Genomic DNA, 16,109 nt, shown 5'->3' with positions numbered 1-16,109 from the left:
ACAACCAATCCGGTACGGAATGGCTTCCTCTGACGAACTTCCCAAAAATTACGATTTTGCCGAGGTGGAGGAGCGCTGGCGTAAAACCTGGCGCGACGAGGACCACTATTTTGACCACAACTCGAAAAAGCCGCAGTTTGTGATCGATACGCCCCCGCCCTACCCAACGGGCAATTTCCATATCGGAAACGCGCTCAACTGGTGTTATATCGATTTCTTCGCCCGGTACAAACGGATGAAAGGCTATAACGTGATGTTCCCGCAGGGGTGGGACTGCCACGGCCTTCCGACCGAAGTAAAAGTCGAGGAACTCAACCACATCACAAAAAACGATGTGTCGCGCGAGGAGTTCCGGAAGATGTGCCGGGATCTCACGATCAAAAACATCGAGCAGATGCGCCTGACCCTGCGGCGCATGGCGTTCTCCACGGACTGGTCTAACGAGTACATCACGATGATGCCGAAGTACTACTCAAAGACCCAGCTCTCGTTTTTGAAAATGTACAAGTCCGGCTACATCTACCAGGACGAGCACCCGGTGAACTTCTGTACACGGTGCGAGACGGCGATTGCGTTTGCCGAGGTCTCGTACGAAGACCGCGAGACGCAGCTCAACTTCTTTAACTTCGACGGCATCGAGATCGCGACCACCCGTCCCGAGCTCCTTGCTGCCTGCGTTGCGGTGGCAGTCCACCCGGCCGATGACCGGTACCACACCTTAAAGGGCAAGACCCTCACGGTGCCGCTCTTTGGCCACGCGGTCCCGGTCGTGCAGGACGAGGCCGTGGACCCGAAGTTCGGGTCCGGCGCGGTCATGATCTGTACGTTTGGGGACAAGCAGGATGTCCACTGGTGGAAGCAGCACAATCTCCCGTTAAGAAAAGCCATCGACCGTAAGGGGAAGATGACGGAGATCTGCGGGAAATATACCGGCCTTTCATCGACCGAGTGCCGCAAGGCGATCCTCGCGGACATGAAATCCGCCGGCATCCTCAAAAAGCAGGAGAAACTCCAGCAGCGCGTGGGCACCTGCTGGCGCTGCAAGACGCCGATCGAGATCCTCTCGAACCGGCAGTGGTTCATCCGGATCAAGCAGCAGGAGATCCGGGACGCAGCGCACCAGATCAAATGGTACCCCGAGCACATGCTGCGCCGGATGGAGAACTGGATCGACCAGATGGAGTGGGACTGGTGCATCTCCCGGCAACGGATCTTTGCAACGCCGATCCCGGTCTGGTCCTGTACAAAATGCGGGGAGATCGTGGTGCCGGACGAGAAGGATCTTCCGTGCGACCCGACGCTCACCAAGCCCAAACACTCCTGTCCGAAATGCGGCGGGAATGACTTTAAGGGCGAAGAGGACGTGCTCGATACCTGGATGGACTCGTCCATCTCGGTCTTAAACGTTACCGGCTGGGACGGCTCGGGGAAGCCGAAGATCTTCCCGGCGCAGATCCGGCCGCAGGGCCACGATATCATCCGGACCTGGGCGTTCTACTCCATCCTGCGCTCGGTTGCGCTGACGGGCAGCAAGCCCTGGGACCAGATTCTCGTGAACGGCATGGTACTCGGCGAGGACGGCTTCAAGATGAGCAAGAGCCGGGGGAATGTGATCGTGCCCGAAGAACTTGTTGGCCGGTACGGCGCGGATGCACTCCGGCAGTGGGCGGCAACGGGAGCTGCGCTCGGCTCCGATATCATGTTCTCGTGGAACGATGTGATCGCGGCATCACGGTTCCAGACCAAGATGTGGAACATCTTCCGGTTCGCGCTCATGCAGCTCGAAAAGGAAGGTATCGATGAGAACGCGCCGGTGACAGCGCTTGCGGACCGCTGGCTCCTTGCCCGGCTCTCTGATACGGTGGCAACGGTCAGCGCCCGGATGGAGAACTACGAGTTCGACGAGGCGCTTAAGGCCATCCGGGAATTTGCCTGGGACGTGCTTGCCGACAACTACATCGAGCTCGCGAAAGGCCGGCTCTATGCCGGCGATGCGTCAAGGAAGAGCGCCTGCCGGGTGCTCTTTACCGCGTACGACGCGCTCTGCCGGATGCTCGCGCCATTCATCCCGTACTTTGCCGAGGAGTGCTACTCGTACCTCCACAAGGGCAGCGTGCACAAGCAGCCGTGGGTGGACTTCACGTTCGACGACCCGGCGGCAAAGGCCGAGGGCGACCTCTTAGTGAAAGTCGTTGCCGAGGTACGCAAGTACAAGCACGACAAGGGCCTTGCCTTAAACGCACCGCTCGGGAAGGTCACGGTCTATGCGCCGCACACAACAAACGATGAGAACGACACGGCCCGCACCATCAACGCGGACGTGCACTGGCGCACGGACAAGGCGCACCTGGACAAGGTTGTCTCGGGCATCGAGTTCAACCGCTCGGTGGTAGGGAAGACCTTCCGGAAGGATGCCGCAGCGTTCATGGACGCGGTCAAGGCACTCCCGGCCGAAGAGCTGGCCCACCCGCCAAAAACGATCACGGTGAACGGCAAAGATCTCGAAGTGCCGGCCGATGCGTTTGCCCCGCAGTATTCCTATGTGGAAGAGGGCGCAAAGGTCGACATGATCACGGTCGGCGATGTGATCGTGACGGTGGCGGGGAAGGAATAATCTTTTGGATGTTTTTTATAAACTATGTATAAGCACTAGATGGATTTAACGATAATAGGATTTTTTACCCTTCTGTTGCGTAGACATTTTCTCATTACTGTTTAAGGGCAAATCCATGAATAAACAAACTGGATTTGTTGAATATAATGATATTTATTACATTTGCCCGAAATTACTACTTAATATGGAATACATTCAAACTTTTTCATTACATGAACAAAAATGCATGAAAAAAACCGCCAAATCTTTAAAATCAACACTTCGTCTTAATGAAGAAATTTTAAATTTTTATTTCAATCTTATTCTGAAACAATCAAACGATGATACGGATATTCCATTACAAGATTTCTCAATAATGATAATCCATTCAAAAATTCTTAAGATATCGACGTGTCTTTCCACTTTATTGCTGAAGGGGAATTATTGTGAATTTCAATCTCTTCAAAGAGATGTTTTTGAACTGCATTATTTATCCGAGTATTTAATAAAGAATCCTGAAAAAGTAGATCCTTGGTTCGAGGGAGAATCCATTAAGCATAGCCATGTTTCTAAAAATCTAGAGATACCCCTAGCAATGAAACAATTGTATGGTATGATGTGTGATTATACCCATCCAAATTTTAATGGAATTAAAGGAAATTTACTTTTGGAACACGATGATATTGTAAACTTCAATACATATCCTGAATTTCACAAACCTACCGCTAGAGCGTTAGTAGTTATGCAAAATGTTTTATTGTATTCTGCGATGGATTTGTTTTTTAAACAATTTAAGAAATTTAATAATTTTAATTTAGAGGATGAAAAACAACTAAAACAAATTAGAAGTAGATTAGGTAAATCAAGTAAAGCTTGGATAAAATATAGCTATAATCCAGAAAACGAAATTTTTCCAATGAAAGTTCAAATGTAATTCTTTTTCAAAACGACTATTTTGGGAACTCATTGCTGTAACTTCTTCTTGAGTAACACGATTATTCGTTCAGTTCGGACAGAATATTTAGAGAATCTTTTATTTACAGTTATATCCTCGTAACCTAATCCGGGTTCTCACCCGGATCCCGGTAAGTGCGTAGCGCAAAACCCGACGAGGCGTTTTGCGCGTAGGGCATCGTTCCGTTTCAATGAACCCCTACATCAGAGGAAAAGATAGGATCAAATCCCCAACCCCCCAATCAGACCTACCCTAATCCGGCCCCAAATCAAGCCCGGATTGCCCTTTTCCGGATCCAATCGGAGCCCAGATTGGCCTCCGTTTTAAAACAAGCCTGAATCAGCAGTATTTTGGCAAACGGACATAATATATCGTTCATGTAAACGCATTTTGCGGGCCGATCGTTTGCCAAACGGGCACTTGGTGGATCCCGGAAAAAGACGCTGTAAAAACGCGTTTACGGGTCGTTTAACGACATTATATGGGGTTCAAATCGGGCGTATTTTGGCAAACGGGGCAATAATCGCGCACTTTTAGCCTCCCGACAATGCCCGGCACATTTTCATTGGGGGAACTCACTCCCCCCTACAGAGGCTCATGGAATATCCCCGGGTTTCCATCCGCCCCATTGTCGCTGTCAGAAGAATCGCTGAAGCGCTCCTGTCCCCTCCATTTCCTGCCCCATTGCCGGGACGATAATTCCGGACGAGAGCACTTATGCGTCAGATATACATCATTTTCACCAAATATGCGTCATTTATGAGTCATATGAGGATCCGTTTATTGGCGGGGTTTGATTATGTAAAAAATACCTTTCCGCATCCCTTTCATATCGAAAAGATTCCTGTCGACCAGATCTTTGAGGTCCCGTCGGGCTGTTGCCGCCGATACACCAGCGAGTTTCTGGTAATCCGCATTGGTGATCTTTCCGGAATCTTTCGCGAAGAGCACCGCGGAGATCTGACGGCCGGATAATCCGGCGCGGACGAGGTTGTCCCGGTCGAACACATCCTTCCGGAACGTCACTGAGAATCCCTGGTCTTCCTGAAAGACCGGTTCGGGAATCCCCGCGGCATTGCTGGCGCTCTGCATCTTCTGGATCCCGCCGCCCCACCGTTCGATCCAGCCAATGTCATACAGCACCTGTGCGATACCCTTGTTCCTGAGGACCGACGAGTGTGGAGTAAGAAGCTCGGGCAAGGTGATGCCGATCGCAAGTTTGCCCGGGCTCCAGACCTTGAGAGAATCGTTTAGTATTCGGATTTCAACCGCGGAGCTGATCGTGTAATCGCGATGGCAGGCCGCGTTAATAACTGCTTCACGAAGTGCCTCAACCGGATAGTCCCAGACCTGTTTACGTTCAGGTTCCCCCGTCATTATGAACGCGACACGGATATTCTTCCGGATAAATTCCATCGCATCGTTGACCTGCTCGATGATGGTTCCGCGGCTCATGCGGTCGTCCAAGACACTGACCCCGTCCGCTTCGAAGAGTCCGCAGTGAATTGTTGCCTGAGAGAGGGCCCGTTGTGGATCTTTCCCAAAGAGGAGGATTGCAGCCCAGGTCGGGATATCCCCGTGGACCAGGCCAATCTTCTGGAGTACTGTTTGCAAAGATTCGTCCGTCGCGATGTTCCGCCTGCCGGTTTCGTTTGCTTTCCTGATGTAATCGGCAATTTTGGCGGTATCGAGATCTGCGAATGTCGTATTTGGTGCTGGCGTCAGGTCCCAGCTGCTTCCGACAGACAAAAGATGCATCTCGGCAATCTCATGAGGCTGCATAACGCGGTTGCTGGCCCCGACTCTCCGGTAACACCGACCTCTGACAGAAACCGGTTTAAGCGGGTTTTCTTTGATGTGGATGGCGGCCACGGTCCTGCCTTCACGGGATAATTTTTCGATCTCCGGGATGATGCGGGGTTCAGTGCTCTGGGAGATCGTATTACCCCATTCTTTGAAAGTTTCGGTACCTATCATCGTCCCGACGACATTGCCGCGATCGGTTATGCCAATGAAAATAGTCCCGCCCCGGGTATTTGCGAGTGACCCGGCTGAAACAGGAACCTCCCGGTCGAATGATTCTTTGAATTCGACCGTCTCTGATTCGTGCAGGGCCGGTACGGGAGAGTCTGGCATTGTACTTTGAGTTGGTTTTTCATTCCTCTTGTTGTTGTTGCTCTTTGATTGCTCAAGGAGCATCGGCCAATGTAACTGGCATGTAATTTTGTGGAGCCGGTCCGCGAAAGCGAGGGCGAGCATGGCGAATTTGTGCGAAGCGGGGCGGCGATCTACCTGCCCGGGTAGCCGCAGACGCCCGGGGACTCGCTCGCGCGATACACGTGGGGCTCAGCCTCGCCGCTGATGCGTCTCGTTACCTTCGCACTCCTGTTGCGGTACTCGTTCGGGCAAGTGAGTGTCCGAGCGCCCACTCAATATTCCATACGGTTCCGGGATTTCGATTTCATGTCAGGATCCCGGTAAGTGCGTAGCGCAAAACCCGATAAGGCGTTTTGCGCGTAGGGCATCGCATCCTCGTTAATCAAGCACCCACCGTATTGGGGTGGGATACCCTAACCCCCAACCCTCCGATCCGACCTACCCTAATCCGGCCCCAAATCAAGCCCGGATTGCCCTTTTCCGGATCCAATCGGAGCCCAGATTGGCCTCCGTTTTAAAACAAGCCTGAATCAGCAGTATTTTGGCAAACGGACAAAATATATCGCTCATGTAAACGCGTTTTGTGGGCCGATCATATGCTGGATTGGCACTTGGTGAATTATGGAAAAAGGTGCGGTAAAAACGCGTTTATGTGTCGTTTAAAGGCATTATATGGAGCCTAATTTTGGCGTATTTTGGCAAATGGGGCGTAAATAAGGTCTTAATCTTCAGATCGGGGTGATCGGCAGTTTTTCCGAGGGGATTTCTTGGAATTACTTAGGTTTTTCCCGGGTTTCCCGGTTTTCTTTGCGTCCGTATCAGGCTTATGAGAGGTTGTGCCATCCAGAATTTTCCGGACGCCCCGTTTTAGCACCGGCAAATCCTGCCGGATAGTTTCGTACACCGCTTCGTAGTCCACGCCAAAGTAATGGTGAATGATTTTGTCACGCGTACCAGCCGTTGCTTTCCAGGGAATATCCGGGGCATCTTTGCGTAACTGTGGCGAGATATTCTTTGCCGCCTCGCCAATGATGGAGAGCATCCGTTCGATCCCTGCACGTTCGAGCGGATGATTTTTAAGATCCTCGGCGGAAGAGATGTTTTTTGAAAATTTTTCGATATGGGAAATTGCATCAAGAATGTGGTGGAGGTACGCCGGATCTTCCGGCTTCATCCATAGATCACCACTTCATCGCGGTGGATTGAAGGGGAAAGGTACGGGCTGACCGATTTCTCTGTCACAAGATCGACCGGCATCTTCACGGCTGCTGCAATCTCATCCTCAATCTGGACAAGCTGGATCAGGCTCTTTGGCCGGGCAAACCGGACAAGGATATCGATATCGCTTTTTTTGCCGGCCTCTCCCCGGGCATAGGAACCAAAGATGGCGATCCGCTCTGCATCGTAATTTTTGAGTATCGTAACGATGCGATCCCGGATTTCTTTTTTGATCCTGCGTGTCGCCATACACTGATCACCAGCGTTTTGTTTTTGTAATTGATGTAGTATTATTGCCGGCCCTTCATCAGTCTTTTGCCGGATGCTCCTGTTTTTGCTAAAGAAAAGCTGCACTCTTGTCGCGAGCCAAAGATTACCAGAAAAATCCGGCACCGGTCCGGAGCATTTACCAAAAAGATCGCATCGCGGGCTGAAGATTCCAAAAAAAGTTTGGCACAGGAGCTGAGGTTTTTAAAAAAAGTTCGAACGGGTTGCTGAGGATTATAAAAAAAGACCGGCCCCACCCCCTCCCCCCCAAAGGCCCGGCCCACAACTACTCCTCAAAACTTCCGACGGGCGCTTTGCACCGGGCCGGTTTTTTTCAAGAAAAAGTCCGGTCACGGTGCTGAGGATTTCGAAAAAAGTTCAGGTCCCGGGCTGACGATTACAAAAAAAGAGCGGACCCGTTGCTGAGGATTCCGGAAAAACTTCGGATCGGTTGCTGCGGATTTCAAAAAATATGCGGGTCGCGGGCTGAGGATTGCAAAAAAAGTTCGATGCTGTTGCTGAAGATTAGAAAAAAAGTTCGGGTCACGAGCCGGCACTTCCAAAAAAACCGGGTCCCTTCACTTCCTCTTGTGCCTCTTCCCCTCAGCCACAACCTGCCGGATCCCGTCCGCCACAAACCGGGCAACCTCGTCCTTATCGAGCAGGGCATCCACAATCACAAACCGGTCCGGCTCAACCCGGGCATACTCCAGGTACCGGTTCTGCACCTTCTCCAGCACATCGCGCCGCTCGAAATGCTCCCTGCCGCTCTTGGTCGAAAGCCGGGCGAGCGCGTCATCGACCGGGATCACGAGCAAAAAGGTCTTGTCCGGGACAACCGACCAGCCGTCATGCATGGCCCGGAGCCAGCGTTCCGGTTCCGGGATCACGCCATCGAGCGTAACCGACTGGTACGCAAACCGGCTGTCCGAGTACCGGTCCGAGATCACGAGCCGGTGCTCTGCAAGCGCCGGGCGCACAACCGCTGCCAGATGGGCCGCGTGATCCGCGACAAAGAGCGTAGCCTCGCAGACCGGATCGGTCTGTTCCGCAATCGCCCGGCGCACCGCCTCCCCCACCCAGGTAGCCCCGGGCTCCCGGGTATAGACCGGGTCGAGATCCGCCAGCAGGGGCTGTAAGCCGGCAAGCAGCGTGCTCTTGCCGGTCCCGTCAATACCTTCCAGCGTGACTAACACATGCATCCCTTCCTGATCCATTCCGCAGGGACTGCTCCCTTGTGGAGAGCGGTCGCGATGATCGCGCCGTCAAACCCGGCATCGTGGATCACTTCGAGGTCCGCGACCGTTGCAACACCCCCGCCGTACAGCAGTTTCCCGGGGTATGCCGAGCGCCACGATGCAAGAACCTCCCTGCTGTCGGAACCAAACCCGTGCTCTGTCCCGACAAACCCGAGATTCAGGAGAATACAGCCCTCAAAGGCCATCTCCCGGGCGGCCCGGAGCACGGACTCCGGCGATGCTCCCGAGGGAATCACTTTACGGTCCTTCACATCAACGCTCAAAAATCCCCCGCGGTACCGCGAGAGTTCCGCCCCGCCGGTCTCCGTCCCCACGATATTTTTGATATGCGGGCCGGAGAGGAAATCGGCCGGGCCGCGAACGCCCCGGTCCACGTAGCAGCAGTCAACCAGATCTGCACAACGGCGGATCAGTGCATCGTGCGACCCGGTCCCCTCGATCCGGTCCAGGTCCGCGATGTACAAGAATTTCGGCGCGATCGCTTGTACGAACCCGACCGGTTCTGCCGTCGGAGAAAGCCCCCAGTCCAGCGGTTTGTAGGTCGCACGGAGCCCGGATTTGCCGTGCACGACCGTATTGCCCCGCAAATCCATCGCAAGAACCAGTTCCATCGATAACGCAACCACTATTAGTACAAAAGATCATTAAACTTTATGCAATTGTTGGTCAGCCCCAGCTCTATTTTGGAGGCCCGGAGTGCTGTCGATGCCGATATCATCGATGTCAAGAAACCGTCCGAAGGCTCGCTTGGGGCGAACTTTCCCTGGGTAATAAAAGAGATCAAATCGTTTGCCAAAAAACCGGTGAGTGCAGCCATCGGGGATTTCCCGTACAAACCGGGACAGGCCTCCCTTGCCGCCTACGGGGCCGCCTGCGCCGGGGCTGACTATATCAAGATTGGCTTAGCATTTTCCGGGAAAAGCCAGGCCCGCGAAGTGATCGAGGCGGTAACAAAAGCCGTAAAAGACGAGTTTCCCGAAAAATTTGTCGTAATCGCCGGGTATTCCGATTACGAGCGGATGGGTTCGATCTCCCCGTTCGACATCTCCTCAATTGCTGCTGACTGCGGGGCCGACTTTGCCATGATCGATACCGGGATAAAAGACGGGAAGAGCACGTTCTCGTTTATGGACGAGGCAACGCTCCTGCGCTTTACCACCCAGAACAAGGCGCTCGGGATCGGCACTGCCTTGGCCGGCTCGCTCAAATTCGAAGACCTCGATTCCTTAAAGAGGATCGACCCGGAGATCATCGGTGTCCGGGGCATGGTCTGCGGGGGCGACCGGAACGCAACCATCCGCGAAGACCTGGTAAAGACCGCCCTTGCCATGATCCGGTAAAATCCCGCGAACTCCCTTTTAGGGTAACCAAACTACAGGAAGAAATCATGTTTGCCAAGAAACTGGAAGTTCCCCTTTCCTTAACCTTTGACGATGTACTTCTCGAACCGCTGGAGTCCTGGACCGAGCCGGCCGAAACCGACACAAAGACCCGGTTCACGAAAAACATCTCGCTCAATATCCCGCTCGTCTCCGCGGCTATGGATACGGTAACGGAAGCCACGATGGCGATTGCCCTTGCCCGGGAAGGCGGTATCGGCGTGATCCACCGGAATATGACGGCCGAACGCGAGATCCAGGAGGTCAATATCGTCAAGCAGGCTGAGGAGCTCATCGAGCGCGATGTCCTTTATGTGGAGGAGACCGCAACCGTCTCCGATGCCGAGAAGCTGATGAACCAGTACAGTATCGGCGGCGTCCCGGTGGTGGGGAAAGGAAAGATCATCGGGATCGTTTCCCGGCGCGATGTGCGTGCGATCGTCTCCCGGCGCGGCGAGGAGAGCATCAAGACGATCATGACCAAGAAGCCGATCACGGCCGATAACGATATCACGCCGGAAAAGGCGCTCGAAGTCATGTACACGAACAAGGTCGAACGCCTGCCGGTGGCCGACAAGACCGGGAAACTGCTCGGGATCATCACGATGCAGGATATTCTCGAAAAGCGCCAGTACCCGAAGGCGACCCGGGACAAGAAGGGCAACCTGCGGGTCGCGGCAGCGGTCGGGCCGTTTGACTTTGCCCGGGCAACGCAGCTTGACGGGCACGGTGTGGATGCACTTATCGTGGACTGCGCCCACGGCCACAACATGAAAGTGGTCGAAGCCGTGAAAAACATCAAGGGGAGCGTGAAGGCCGACGTGGTTGCAGGAAACATTGCGACCGCAAAGGCGGCAAAGGCGCTTCTCGGGGCAAATGTGGACGGCATCAAGGTCGGGATCGGGCCGGGCTCGATCTGCACGACCCGGATTGTTGCCGGGACCGGCGTGCCGCAGATCACGGCGATCGCGGAAGTTGCCGATGTTGCGTCCAAGGCGGGCGTGCCGGTGATCGCGGATGGGGGCGTGCGCTACTCGGGCGATGTGGCAAAGGCGATCGCGGCCGGCGCCAGCACCGTGATGATGGGGAGCCTGTTTGCCGGGACCGACGAGGCGCCGGGCAAGGTCATCACGATCAAGGGCCGGCGCTACAAGCAGTACCGCGGCATGGGGTCGCTTGGCGTGATGAGCTCGGGCCAGTCCAGCGACCGGTACTTCCAGAAGAAGGGGATCGGGGCGACCAAGTTCGTGCCCGAGGGCGTGGAAGGGGTCACGCCCTATGTCGGCCACGTGGGCGAGGTCATCTACCAGATGGTCGGGGGCTTGAAATCCGCGATGGGCTACTCGGGAGCGGCAACCATTGACGATATGCACAAGAAGGCCCGGTTTGTCCGGATCACCAACGCCGGCATGACCGAGAGCCACCCGCACAACATCCTTATCACGGACGAAGCGCCGAACTACCGGCTCTTCGAGTAATTCTTCTTTTACTTTTGTTTGTTTATTGGATTTTTTTCCTGCAGCCCGATTGGTATCGGATTGGACAGAGACTTAACGTGTTCTGATGATGGGGGCTGCCGCCCCCATACCCCCGCAAACGATGCTTCCCGCCGCCCCCGACGGGGCGCCCCCGCGGCGGATCAGTGAGAAAGAACCGCACTTGCCCAGCGAGGGCCCGATGAGGCGCCCGAGCGACTCCGAGCATTCGCGAGGAGGGGTGAAATCGTTAAGGAAAAATCGCTCTGACAGTTCAGTCGTTTGATCAAAAGTATTTCTTTGGGAAATTTGCCGCGTTGTTGGTTGCTGAGGTATGGAGATTTGATCTCAAAAGTGGGATGCATATCACATTTTCATTTTCACACCCCACACATCGAATTGATATACTCAATTACTAATGTTCAATATCGTTTGTAACTCTTTCCGTCTGTTCTAAGAAAAATTATATTTAAAAGTTACTCAAGATAACAAATCATCACAGGTAAATTTCACAGACCCAAAGCATTATGGTATATCAGAGCTCACAAACATCTATGCAAACAAAATTTGGTGACTACTCAATTGTTTTCACCAGGTTGGGAATACTCCTCGATCATTTGATCCAGATGAGCAAGGCATATCCTTATGAGTTTACCCGTGGGCAATTTGTTGAAATTACAAAGTTGAAACCAACAAGTACGGCTGCAAAATTACAAGGGATGGAGCAATTTGGATTAGTGCGCAAAACCGGCAATATCTATAAAATATCGGATTTAGGGCAAAAGATCATTTATGGAGGTACAGAGCGAACAAGAGCAATCGAAGCTGTAGTTAGATCAATCCCTCTGTGGAGCATACTCCTCACGAATGTGGGTAAAAATCCCGATCTACCTTCTTTTGCTAGATCGGTAAAGCAAATTACAAGAATTGATGACATTACTCTACAAGAAAACATCGAAAAACTCTTTTATGCCTTTATGGAGGATGTGGCTTGCATTAATCGAACCCCTCCGTTTTCTAAGTACTCTGTTATATACAACAAATCAGAATCTCCAAAAGTACTAGGATCCGCTATTACAACGGTGGACTCCAAAATAATGTCTCATAATATAGAACAAAACATAGAGAAAAAAATCGCAGAGGTCACTCAAAAAGAAGTTGTCATGACTGAAGTTCGATCTGATGGTGAACCCATGAGTGCTAGTGTTACGACAGGAAGTGGGGTATCTACTGAAATGATGGTTCAATCAAACCCACTTGATTCTGCTGAAAGAAAATTTGATCTGACAATTATAGTTCATGGTGAATCTATTCCTGTAATCGATGAAGAATCCTATCGGTTTGCAGAATTTTTATTGAAGAGACGAGGAAAGGAGCTAGGTATTGAATGATTCGAAAGATCATACAGAATGGAGGTGAGCCCCATATGGGCGCTTAGTTAATGTGAGGGGAGGTAGTCAAGTCCGGCATGGCGCTAGACTTATAATCTGGTCTCGGTCGCACGAGTCGCGGGTTCAAATCCCGCCCTCCCCGCAGTTTTAACTCATGCTGGTGTAGTACAACGGTAGTACTCTGGACTCCCCAATCTTGAGACCCGGGTTCAATTCCCGGCACCAGCATTACATAATTATGATAAACATTATCTAATTTATAATTTCCGGCACGTATGTGCATTTTTTTGTAGATTTACCCTTTCAACGGTGACTTTTAAGAAATCACGATATTTTTATGATCCTTTCGCAGTCAAATACTATCCGGCAGCCTGCCGCCATCCAGTACATCATATACTGGTGCGGGAATAGTATCGTGTATATACTCTTTCGGAGTGAAAATGTCATGGCTGACGACAAACTGTATACTCTCCCGAAGCTGCCGTACGATTATGCGGCGCTCGAACCCTATATCTCGAAGGAACAGCTGACCCTGCACCACACGAAACACCACCAGGCGTACGTGACCGGTGCAAATGCGATCTTCGAGAAACTGGACAAGGCACGGAAGGACAAGGCCGACCTCGATATCAAGGCGACCTTAAAGGAACTCTCGTTCCATATCGGGGGCTACAAACTCCACGCCACGTTCTGGGAGAACCTTGCCCCGGCCGGGAAAGGCGGGGGCGGCGTCCCGAAGGGCGAACTTGCAAAGGCGATCGATGCGGAGTTCGGATCGTTCGAGCGGTTCAAAAAAGAGTTTACGCAGGCAGCGTCCAGTGTCGAAGGTTCGGGCTGGGCTGCGCTTTCAGTGAGCACGACAACGCACCATCTTCTCATCAACCAGATAGAAAAGCACAACGTGAATGTGTACCCGGGCTTCCGGATCCTGCTTGTGCTCGATGTCTGGGAGCACGCGTATTACGTGGACTACAAGAACGACCGGGCAAAGTACATCGAGGCGTTCTGGAACCTTGTGAACTGGGATGAGGTAAACAAGCAGTTCATTACGCATAATAAAAAGTGACGGGGCGGTATGGTACCGTTCCGCTTTTTTTAACGGTTAAAAAAAAGTAAAATTTCAGAGTGCTACCTGTTTTGCCCGGAACCGGCTCCGGACCTTGTCGGCAAAGAATTTCCCGACCGCGCTTGATTTCATGAGGTCGTCATGGACCTTCGTGGGGACACCCGAGTACTGGTAGATGAGTCCTGAATGGAATTCGATCTCCATGTTTTTTGTGGTATCATCGTATCCAACGGAGCGCAGGATGCAGGACTGAACGGGTTGTCTCTCCAAAACTATTCACCACTATCATGTTAGTGCTCCGGGGGGTTAATGGTTTTTATAAAAATGCCGGCAAGAAAATCCGGGCCGGTGCGGGTAGGGTGGATCGGCCTGCAGGGTCAGGGCCCTATATACGATTGCAGCACTAACATTAAGTAAACCTATGGACGATCTCGTAGAACTCGCCCGCCTTCTCGATATCCTCGGGAACCGGAACCGGCGGCGCATCATCGAACTCCTGCGCCAGAAGCCGTGCTTTGTCACCGAGATATCGGAGACGCTCATGATCTCGCCCAAAGCCGTGATCGAGCACCTCCAGCTCATGGAGCGCGAGGATATCCTTGCCTGCCAGACCGACGACCGCCGGCGGAAATATTACTACCTGGAGAACGATATCCTCGTGGATGTCAGCCTGCGCAATATGCACGTGGAGGCAGCAGAAGAAAGGCGCCGGGAAAAGGACGCGGAAGACGAGCGGACCCGGCAGGAGGTGGCGATGCTCTTTAAGATGGTGCAGGCCCATGACCGGCTCACGGCAAACCTCGAACAGCTCAACCACGACATCGATACAAAACTTGCGGATCTTGCCCGCAACCATAAGGATTTATTCAAAAGCGAGCGAGAGTTATCTGTAGCAATCGCCCTTTCCCACGAACCGCTCACCGGGCCGGAGCTTGCCGAGGCGACCGGGCTTTCCGAAAACGAGCTCGCGCCCGTCATCGAGCGGTTTACCGAGAAGGGGCTTGTGACCAGAACGAAGAACCGGATTACACTCATAACCTGAGGCGTCCATGCAGAACAATCCCGACAATCCCTACGATGAAGTGTTTGGCAACATCTCCAAGATCGTCGAGGAGATCGTGCAGAACATGCCCGGCGCGGAGAACGCCCGGATCATCGGGTACACGATTGTAACCCGCAGCGCTAGCGGGGACCCCGAGGTCTATTCGGGCGGTGCAGGAAACAGCGGGGACGACATCCCGTACGAGGTACAGGAGTCCGAGACGGAGATCTACATCACCGCCACGATCCCGGTCACGGCCGAGCACGCGCCGTATGCGGATATCCAGCCGGACGTGGTGAAGATCTGTGTCGATGAAAAGTTCACCACGATCCCGCTCGAACAGCGGATCGATGTGATCCACAGCACCTACCGGGTCCACCGCGGCGTGATGGACATCACGCTCCGGAAGCTTCCCCCGGATTTCCGGTAATTTTTTTACCGTGGACTGCAAGTCGTGTTTTTGGTAGTTCCCGGCCCGCCGGACGATCCCGGTTTCATGATTTTTTTAACCGGGTGCGGTATCGCTTCCCGCCGGCAGGCTAGGATCCTGAAAGTTTCCACACGCCGGTATCGTTCCCGTTAAAGACGATCTGTACATAGGTCTGGTTTATCGCAAGCGATGCCGGGACAACATAGATCAGGTACCCGTCCAGCGCATTGCTCTCACCCGGGTACAGGAAGTTGAGTTTTTTCCCGTGGGAGTACCCGTAATCGGTCACCAGTTCCGAGCTGTACAGCTGGTGGTAATACTGGATCTCCCCGATCCGGATGGTCATGTCGTTTATCCCCTTTGTCTGGTCCGGCAGGACGTGATCGGGATCGAGCGGCCATTCCTTCCCGTCATACCAGAGATGGATCGCGGCCGGAGAGGGCGGCCAGACCCGGGTGTTTCCCCGGTTGACGATGCTGATAAAGACGATGAGGTACCGGCTGCCTTTTTTTGGGTACTGGGTATAGTAGTTGTTGTCCATGGTGTTGTGCCACTGGTAGGTATCGTTGAGCCAGGAGCGGTACACCGTTGCTTCGCTTGCAACATCCGCGGAACCAAATGCCACCATCTCCCCGGGGGCCCGGGCATCGGGGAACCGGGCAGCGGGCTCTGGCGAAACGGTCGGAAAAACCGGTGGTACGTCCGGGACCCGGGTCGCCGTGACACAGGCGGTATTGGTCATCGGGGTGTCTTTAGCGGGAGAACCCGCGGGCGGTGCCGTGCAGCCGGCAGTAACAAGAGCTGCGGCAAGCAGGCAGAGGATTACCGGTACCGCAAACCGGAGGGTGTTCATAGCGTATCCGGGCCCCTTCCAAAA

At 53.2% G+C, this 16,109-nt stretch carries 15 protein-coding genes and 2 tRNA genes; 10 read left to right on the top strand and 7 right to left on the bottom strand.

The genetic code is table 11. From position 1 onward, the window contains the following. Positions 1–19 precede the first annotated feature (19 nt). Both BP758_RS04355 and BP758_RS04350 read left to right on the top strand, forming a co-directional pair. Complete coding sequence (locus BP758_RS04355; RefSeq protein WP_292369060.1) at positions 20–2,614, top strand: valine--tRNA ligase; 2,595 nt, start codon at positions 20–22, stop codon at positions 2,612–2,614. Between the two features lie 184 nt (positions 2,615–2,798). After that, a complete protein-coding gene (locus BP758_RS04350) occupies positions 2,799–3,527 on the top strand; it encodes a hypothetical protein (RefSeq protein WP_292369058.1) in 729 nt (242 codons plus the stop codon). 801 nt (positions 3,528–4,328) lie between these two features. On the opposite strand, the gene BP758_RS04345 is transcribed toward BP758_RS04350, so the two are convergent. The 5 genes from BP758_RS04345 to BP758_RS04325 form a co-directional block, all read right to left on the bottom strand. Beyond that, positions 4,329–5,747 (bottom strand): helix-turn-helix domain-containing protein, encoded by a 1,419-nt coding sequence (locus tag BP758_RS04345; protein ID WP_292369056.1) that lies wholly within the window; start codon positions 5,745–5,747, stop codon positions 4,329–4,331. 679 nt (positions 5,748–6,426) lie between these two features. Beyond that, positions 6,427–6,879: a DUF86 domain-containing protein gene (locus BP758_RS04340; protein ID WP_292369054.1), complete on the bottom strand. Its 453-nt coding sequence runs from the start codon at positions 6,877–6,879 to the stop codon at positions 6,427–6,429. Then, positions 6,876–7,172, bottom strand: coding sequence for a nucleotidyltransferase family protein (locus BP758_RS04335; protein ID WP_349680496.1), 297 nt, complete (start codon positions 7,170–7,172; stop codon positions 6,876–6,878). The genes BP758_RS04340 and BP758_RS04335 overlap by 4 nt, the downstream gene beginning before the upstream one ends. A 596-nt stretch (positions 7,173–7,768) precedes the next feature. Then, positions 7,769–8,386 carry a dTMP kinase gene (gene tmk / locus BP758_RS04330; protein WP_292369966.1) on the bottom strand — a complete coding sequence of 206 codons (618 nt, stop codon included), beginning with the start codon at positions 8,384–8,386 and terminating at the stop codon, positions 7,769–7,771. Next, a complete protein-coding gene (locus BP758_RS04325; RefSeq protein ID WP_292369052.1) occupies positions 8,380–9,060 on the bottom strand; it encodes a HisA/HisF-related TIM barrel protein in 681 nt (226 codons plus the stop codon). Before BP758_RS04325 ends, tmk begins: the two co-directional genes overlap by 7 nt. A 42-nt stretch (positions 9,061–9,102) precedes the next feature. On the opposite strand from BP758_RS04325, the gene BP758_RS04320 reads away from it, so the two are divergent. The 6 genes from BP758_RS04320 to BP758_RS04295 all read left to right on the top strand — a co-directional run bounded on the left by BP758_RS04320 (position 9,103) and on the right by BP758_RS04295 (position 13,760). Then, a complete protein-coding gene (locus BP758_RS04320; RefSeq protein WP_292369050.1) occupies positions 9,103–9,789 on the top strand; it encodes a (5-formylfuran-3-yl)methyl phosphate synthase in 687 nt (228 codons plus the stop codon). Positions 9,790–9,836: 47 nt separating this feature from the next. Next, positions 9,837–11,306, top strand: a complete 1,470-nt coding sequence (gene guaB / locus BP758_RS04315; RefSeq protein ID WP_292369048.1) for an IMP dehydrogenase — start codon at positions 9,837–9,839, stop codon at positions 11,304–11,306. 524 nt (positions 11,307–11,830) lie between these two features. Next, on the top strand, positions 11,831–12,694 hold the full coding sequence (locus BP758_RS04310; protein WP_292369047.1) for a hypothetical protein: 864 nt from the start codon (positions 11,831–11,833) through the stop codon (positions 12,692–12,694). A 56-nt stretch (positions 12,695–12,750) separates the two neighbouring features. Then, positions 12,751–12,836, top strand: a tRNA-Ile gene (locus tag BP758_RS04305). Between the two features lie 14 nt (positions 12,837–12,850). Beyond that, positions 12,851–12,922: transfer RNA gene (locus tag BP758_RS04300), tRNA-OTHER, on the top strand. 217 nt (positions 12,923–13,139) lie between these two features. Further along, a complete protein-coding gene (locus BP758_RS04295; protein WP_292369045.1) occupies positions 13,140–13,760 on the top strand; it encodes a superoxide dismutase in 621 nt (206 codons plus the stop codon). 54 nt (positions 13,761–13,814) lie between these two features. On the opposite strand, the gene BP758_RS04290 is transcribed toward BP758_RS04295, so the two are convergent. After that, positions 13,815–14,030 carry a KTSC domain-containing protein gene (locus BP758_RS04290; RefSeq protein WP_292369043.1) on the bottom strand — a complete coding sequence of 72 codons (216 nt, stop codon included), beginning with the start codon at positions 14,028–14,030 and terminating at the stop codon, positions 13,815–13,817. 151 nt (positions 14,031–14,181) lie between these two features. On the opposite strand from BP758_RS04290, the gene BP758_RS04285 reads away from it, so the two are divergent. Both BP758_RS04285 and BP758_RS04280 read left to right on the top strand, forming a co-directional pair. After that, positions 14,182–14,802 (top strand): ArsR family transcriptional regulator, encoded by a 621-nt coding sequence (locus BP758_RS04285; RefSeq protein ID WP_292369041.1) that lies wholly within the window; start codon positions 14,182–14,184, stop codon positions 14,800–14,802. A gap of 7 nt (positions 14,803–14,809) precedes the next feature. Next, positions 14,810–15,232 carry a hypothetical protein gene (locus BP758_RS04280; RefSeq protein WP_292369039.1) on the top strand — a complete coding sequence of 141 codons (423 nt, stop codon included), beginning with the start codon at positions 14,810–14,812 and terminating at the stop codon, positions 15,230–15,232. Between the two features lie 109 nt (positions 15,233–15,341). On the opposite strand, the gene BP758_RS04275 is transcribed toward BP758_RS04280, so the two are convergent. Beyond that, a complete protein-coding gene (locus BP758_RS04275) occupies positions 15,342–16,085 on the bottom strand; it encodes a hypothetical protein (protein WP_292369037.1) in 744 nt (247 codons plus the stop codon). Positions 16,086–16,109: the final 24 nt, after the last annotated feature.

Source organism: Methanoregula sp. UBA64, assembly GCF_002502735.1.
GTDB lineage: Archaea > Halobacteriota > Methanomicrobia > Methanomicrobiales > Methanospirillaceae > Methanoregula.
The sequence above is the reverse complement of the archived record's forward strand: the minus strand, read 5'-3'. Positions and strand labels throughout refer to the sequence as shown.

Excerpts from the sequence above, each read along its gene's own strand:
- BP758_RS04355 (WP_292369060.1), top strand. The coding sequence starts at position 20 with ATGGCTTCCTCTGACGAACTTCCCAAAAATTACGATTTTGCCGAGGTG.
- BP758_RS04350 (WP_292369058.1), top strand. The coding sequence starts at position 2,799 with ATGGAATACATTCAAACTTTTTCATTACATGAACAAAAATGCATGAAA.
- BP758_RS04345 (WP_292369056.1), bottom strand. The coding sequence starts at position 5,747 with ATGCTCCTTGAGCAATCAAAGAGCAACAACAACAAGAGGAATGAAAAA.
- BP758_RS04340 (WP_292369054.1), bottom strand. The coding sequence starts at position 6,879 with ATGAAGCCGGAAGATCCGGCGTACCTCCACCACATTCTTGATGCAATT.
- BP758_RS04335 (WP_349680496.1), bottom strand. The coding sequence starts at position 7,172 with ATGGCGACACGCAGGATCAAAAAAGAAATCCGGGATCGCATCGTTACG.
- BP758_RS04325 (WP_292369052.1), bottom strand. The coding sequence starts at position 9,060 with ATGGAACTGGTTCTTGCGATGGATTTGCGGGGCAATACGGTCGTGCAC.
- BP758_RS04320 (WP_292369050.1), top strand. The coding sequence starts at position 9,103 with ATGCAATTGTTGGTCAGCCCCAGCTCTATTTTGGAGGCCCGGAGTGCT.
- guaB (WP_292369048.1), top strand. The coding sequence starts at position 9,837 with ATGTTTGCCAAGAAACTGGAAGTTCCCCTTTCCTTAACCTTTGACGAT.
- BP758_RS04310 (WP_292369047.1), top strand. The coding sequence starts at position 11,831 with ATGGTATATCAGAGCTCACAAACATCTATGCAAACAAAATTTGGTGAC.
- BP758_RS04295 (WP_292369045.1), top strand. The coding sequence starts at position 13,140 with ATGGCTGACGACAAACTGTATACTCTCCCGAAGCTGCCGTACGATTAT.
- BP758_RS04285 (WP_292369041.1), top strand. The coding sequence starts at position 14,182 with ATGGACGATCTCGTAGAACTCGCCCGCCTTCTCGATATCCTCGGGAAC.
- BP758_RS04280 (WP_292369039.1), top strand. The coding sequence starts at position 14,810 with ATGCAGAACAATCCCGACAATCCCTACGATGAAGTGTTTGGCAACATC.
- BP758_RS04275 (WP_292369037.1), bottom strand. The coding sequence starts at position 16,085 with ATGAACACCCTCCGGTTTGCGGTACCGGTAATCCTCTGCCTGCTTGCC.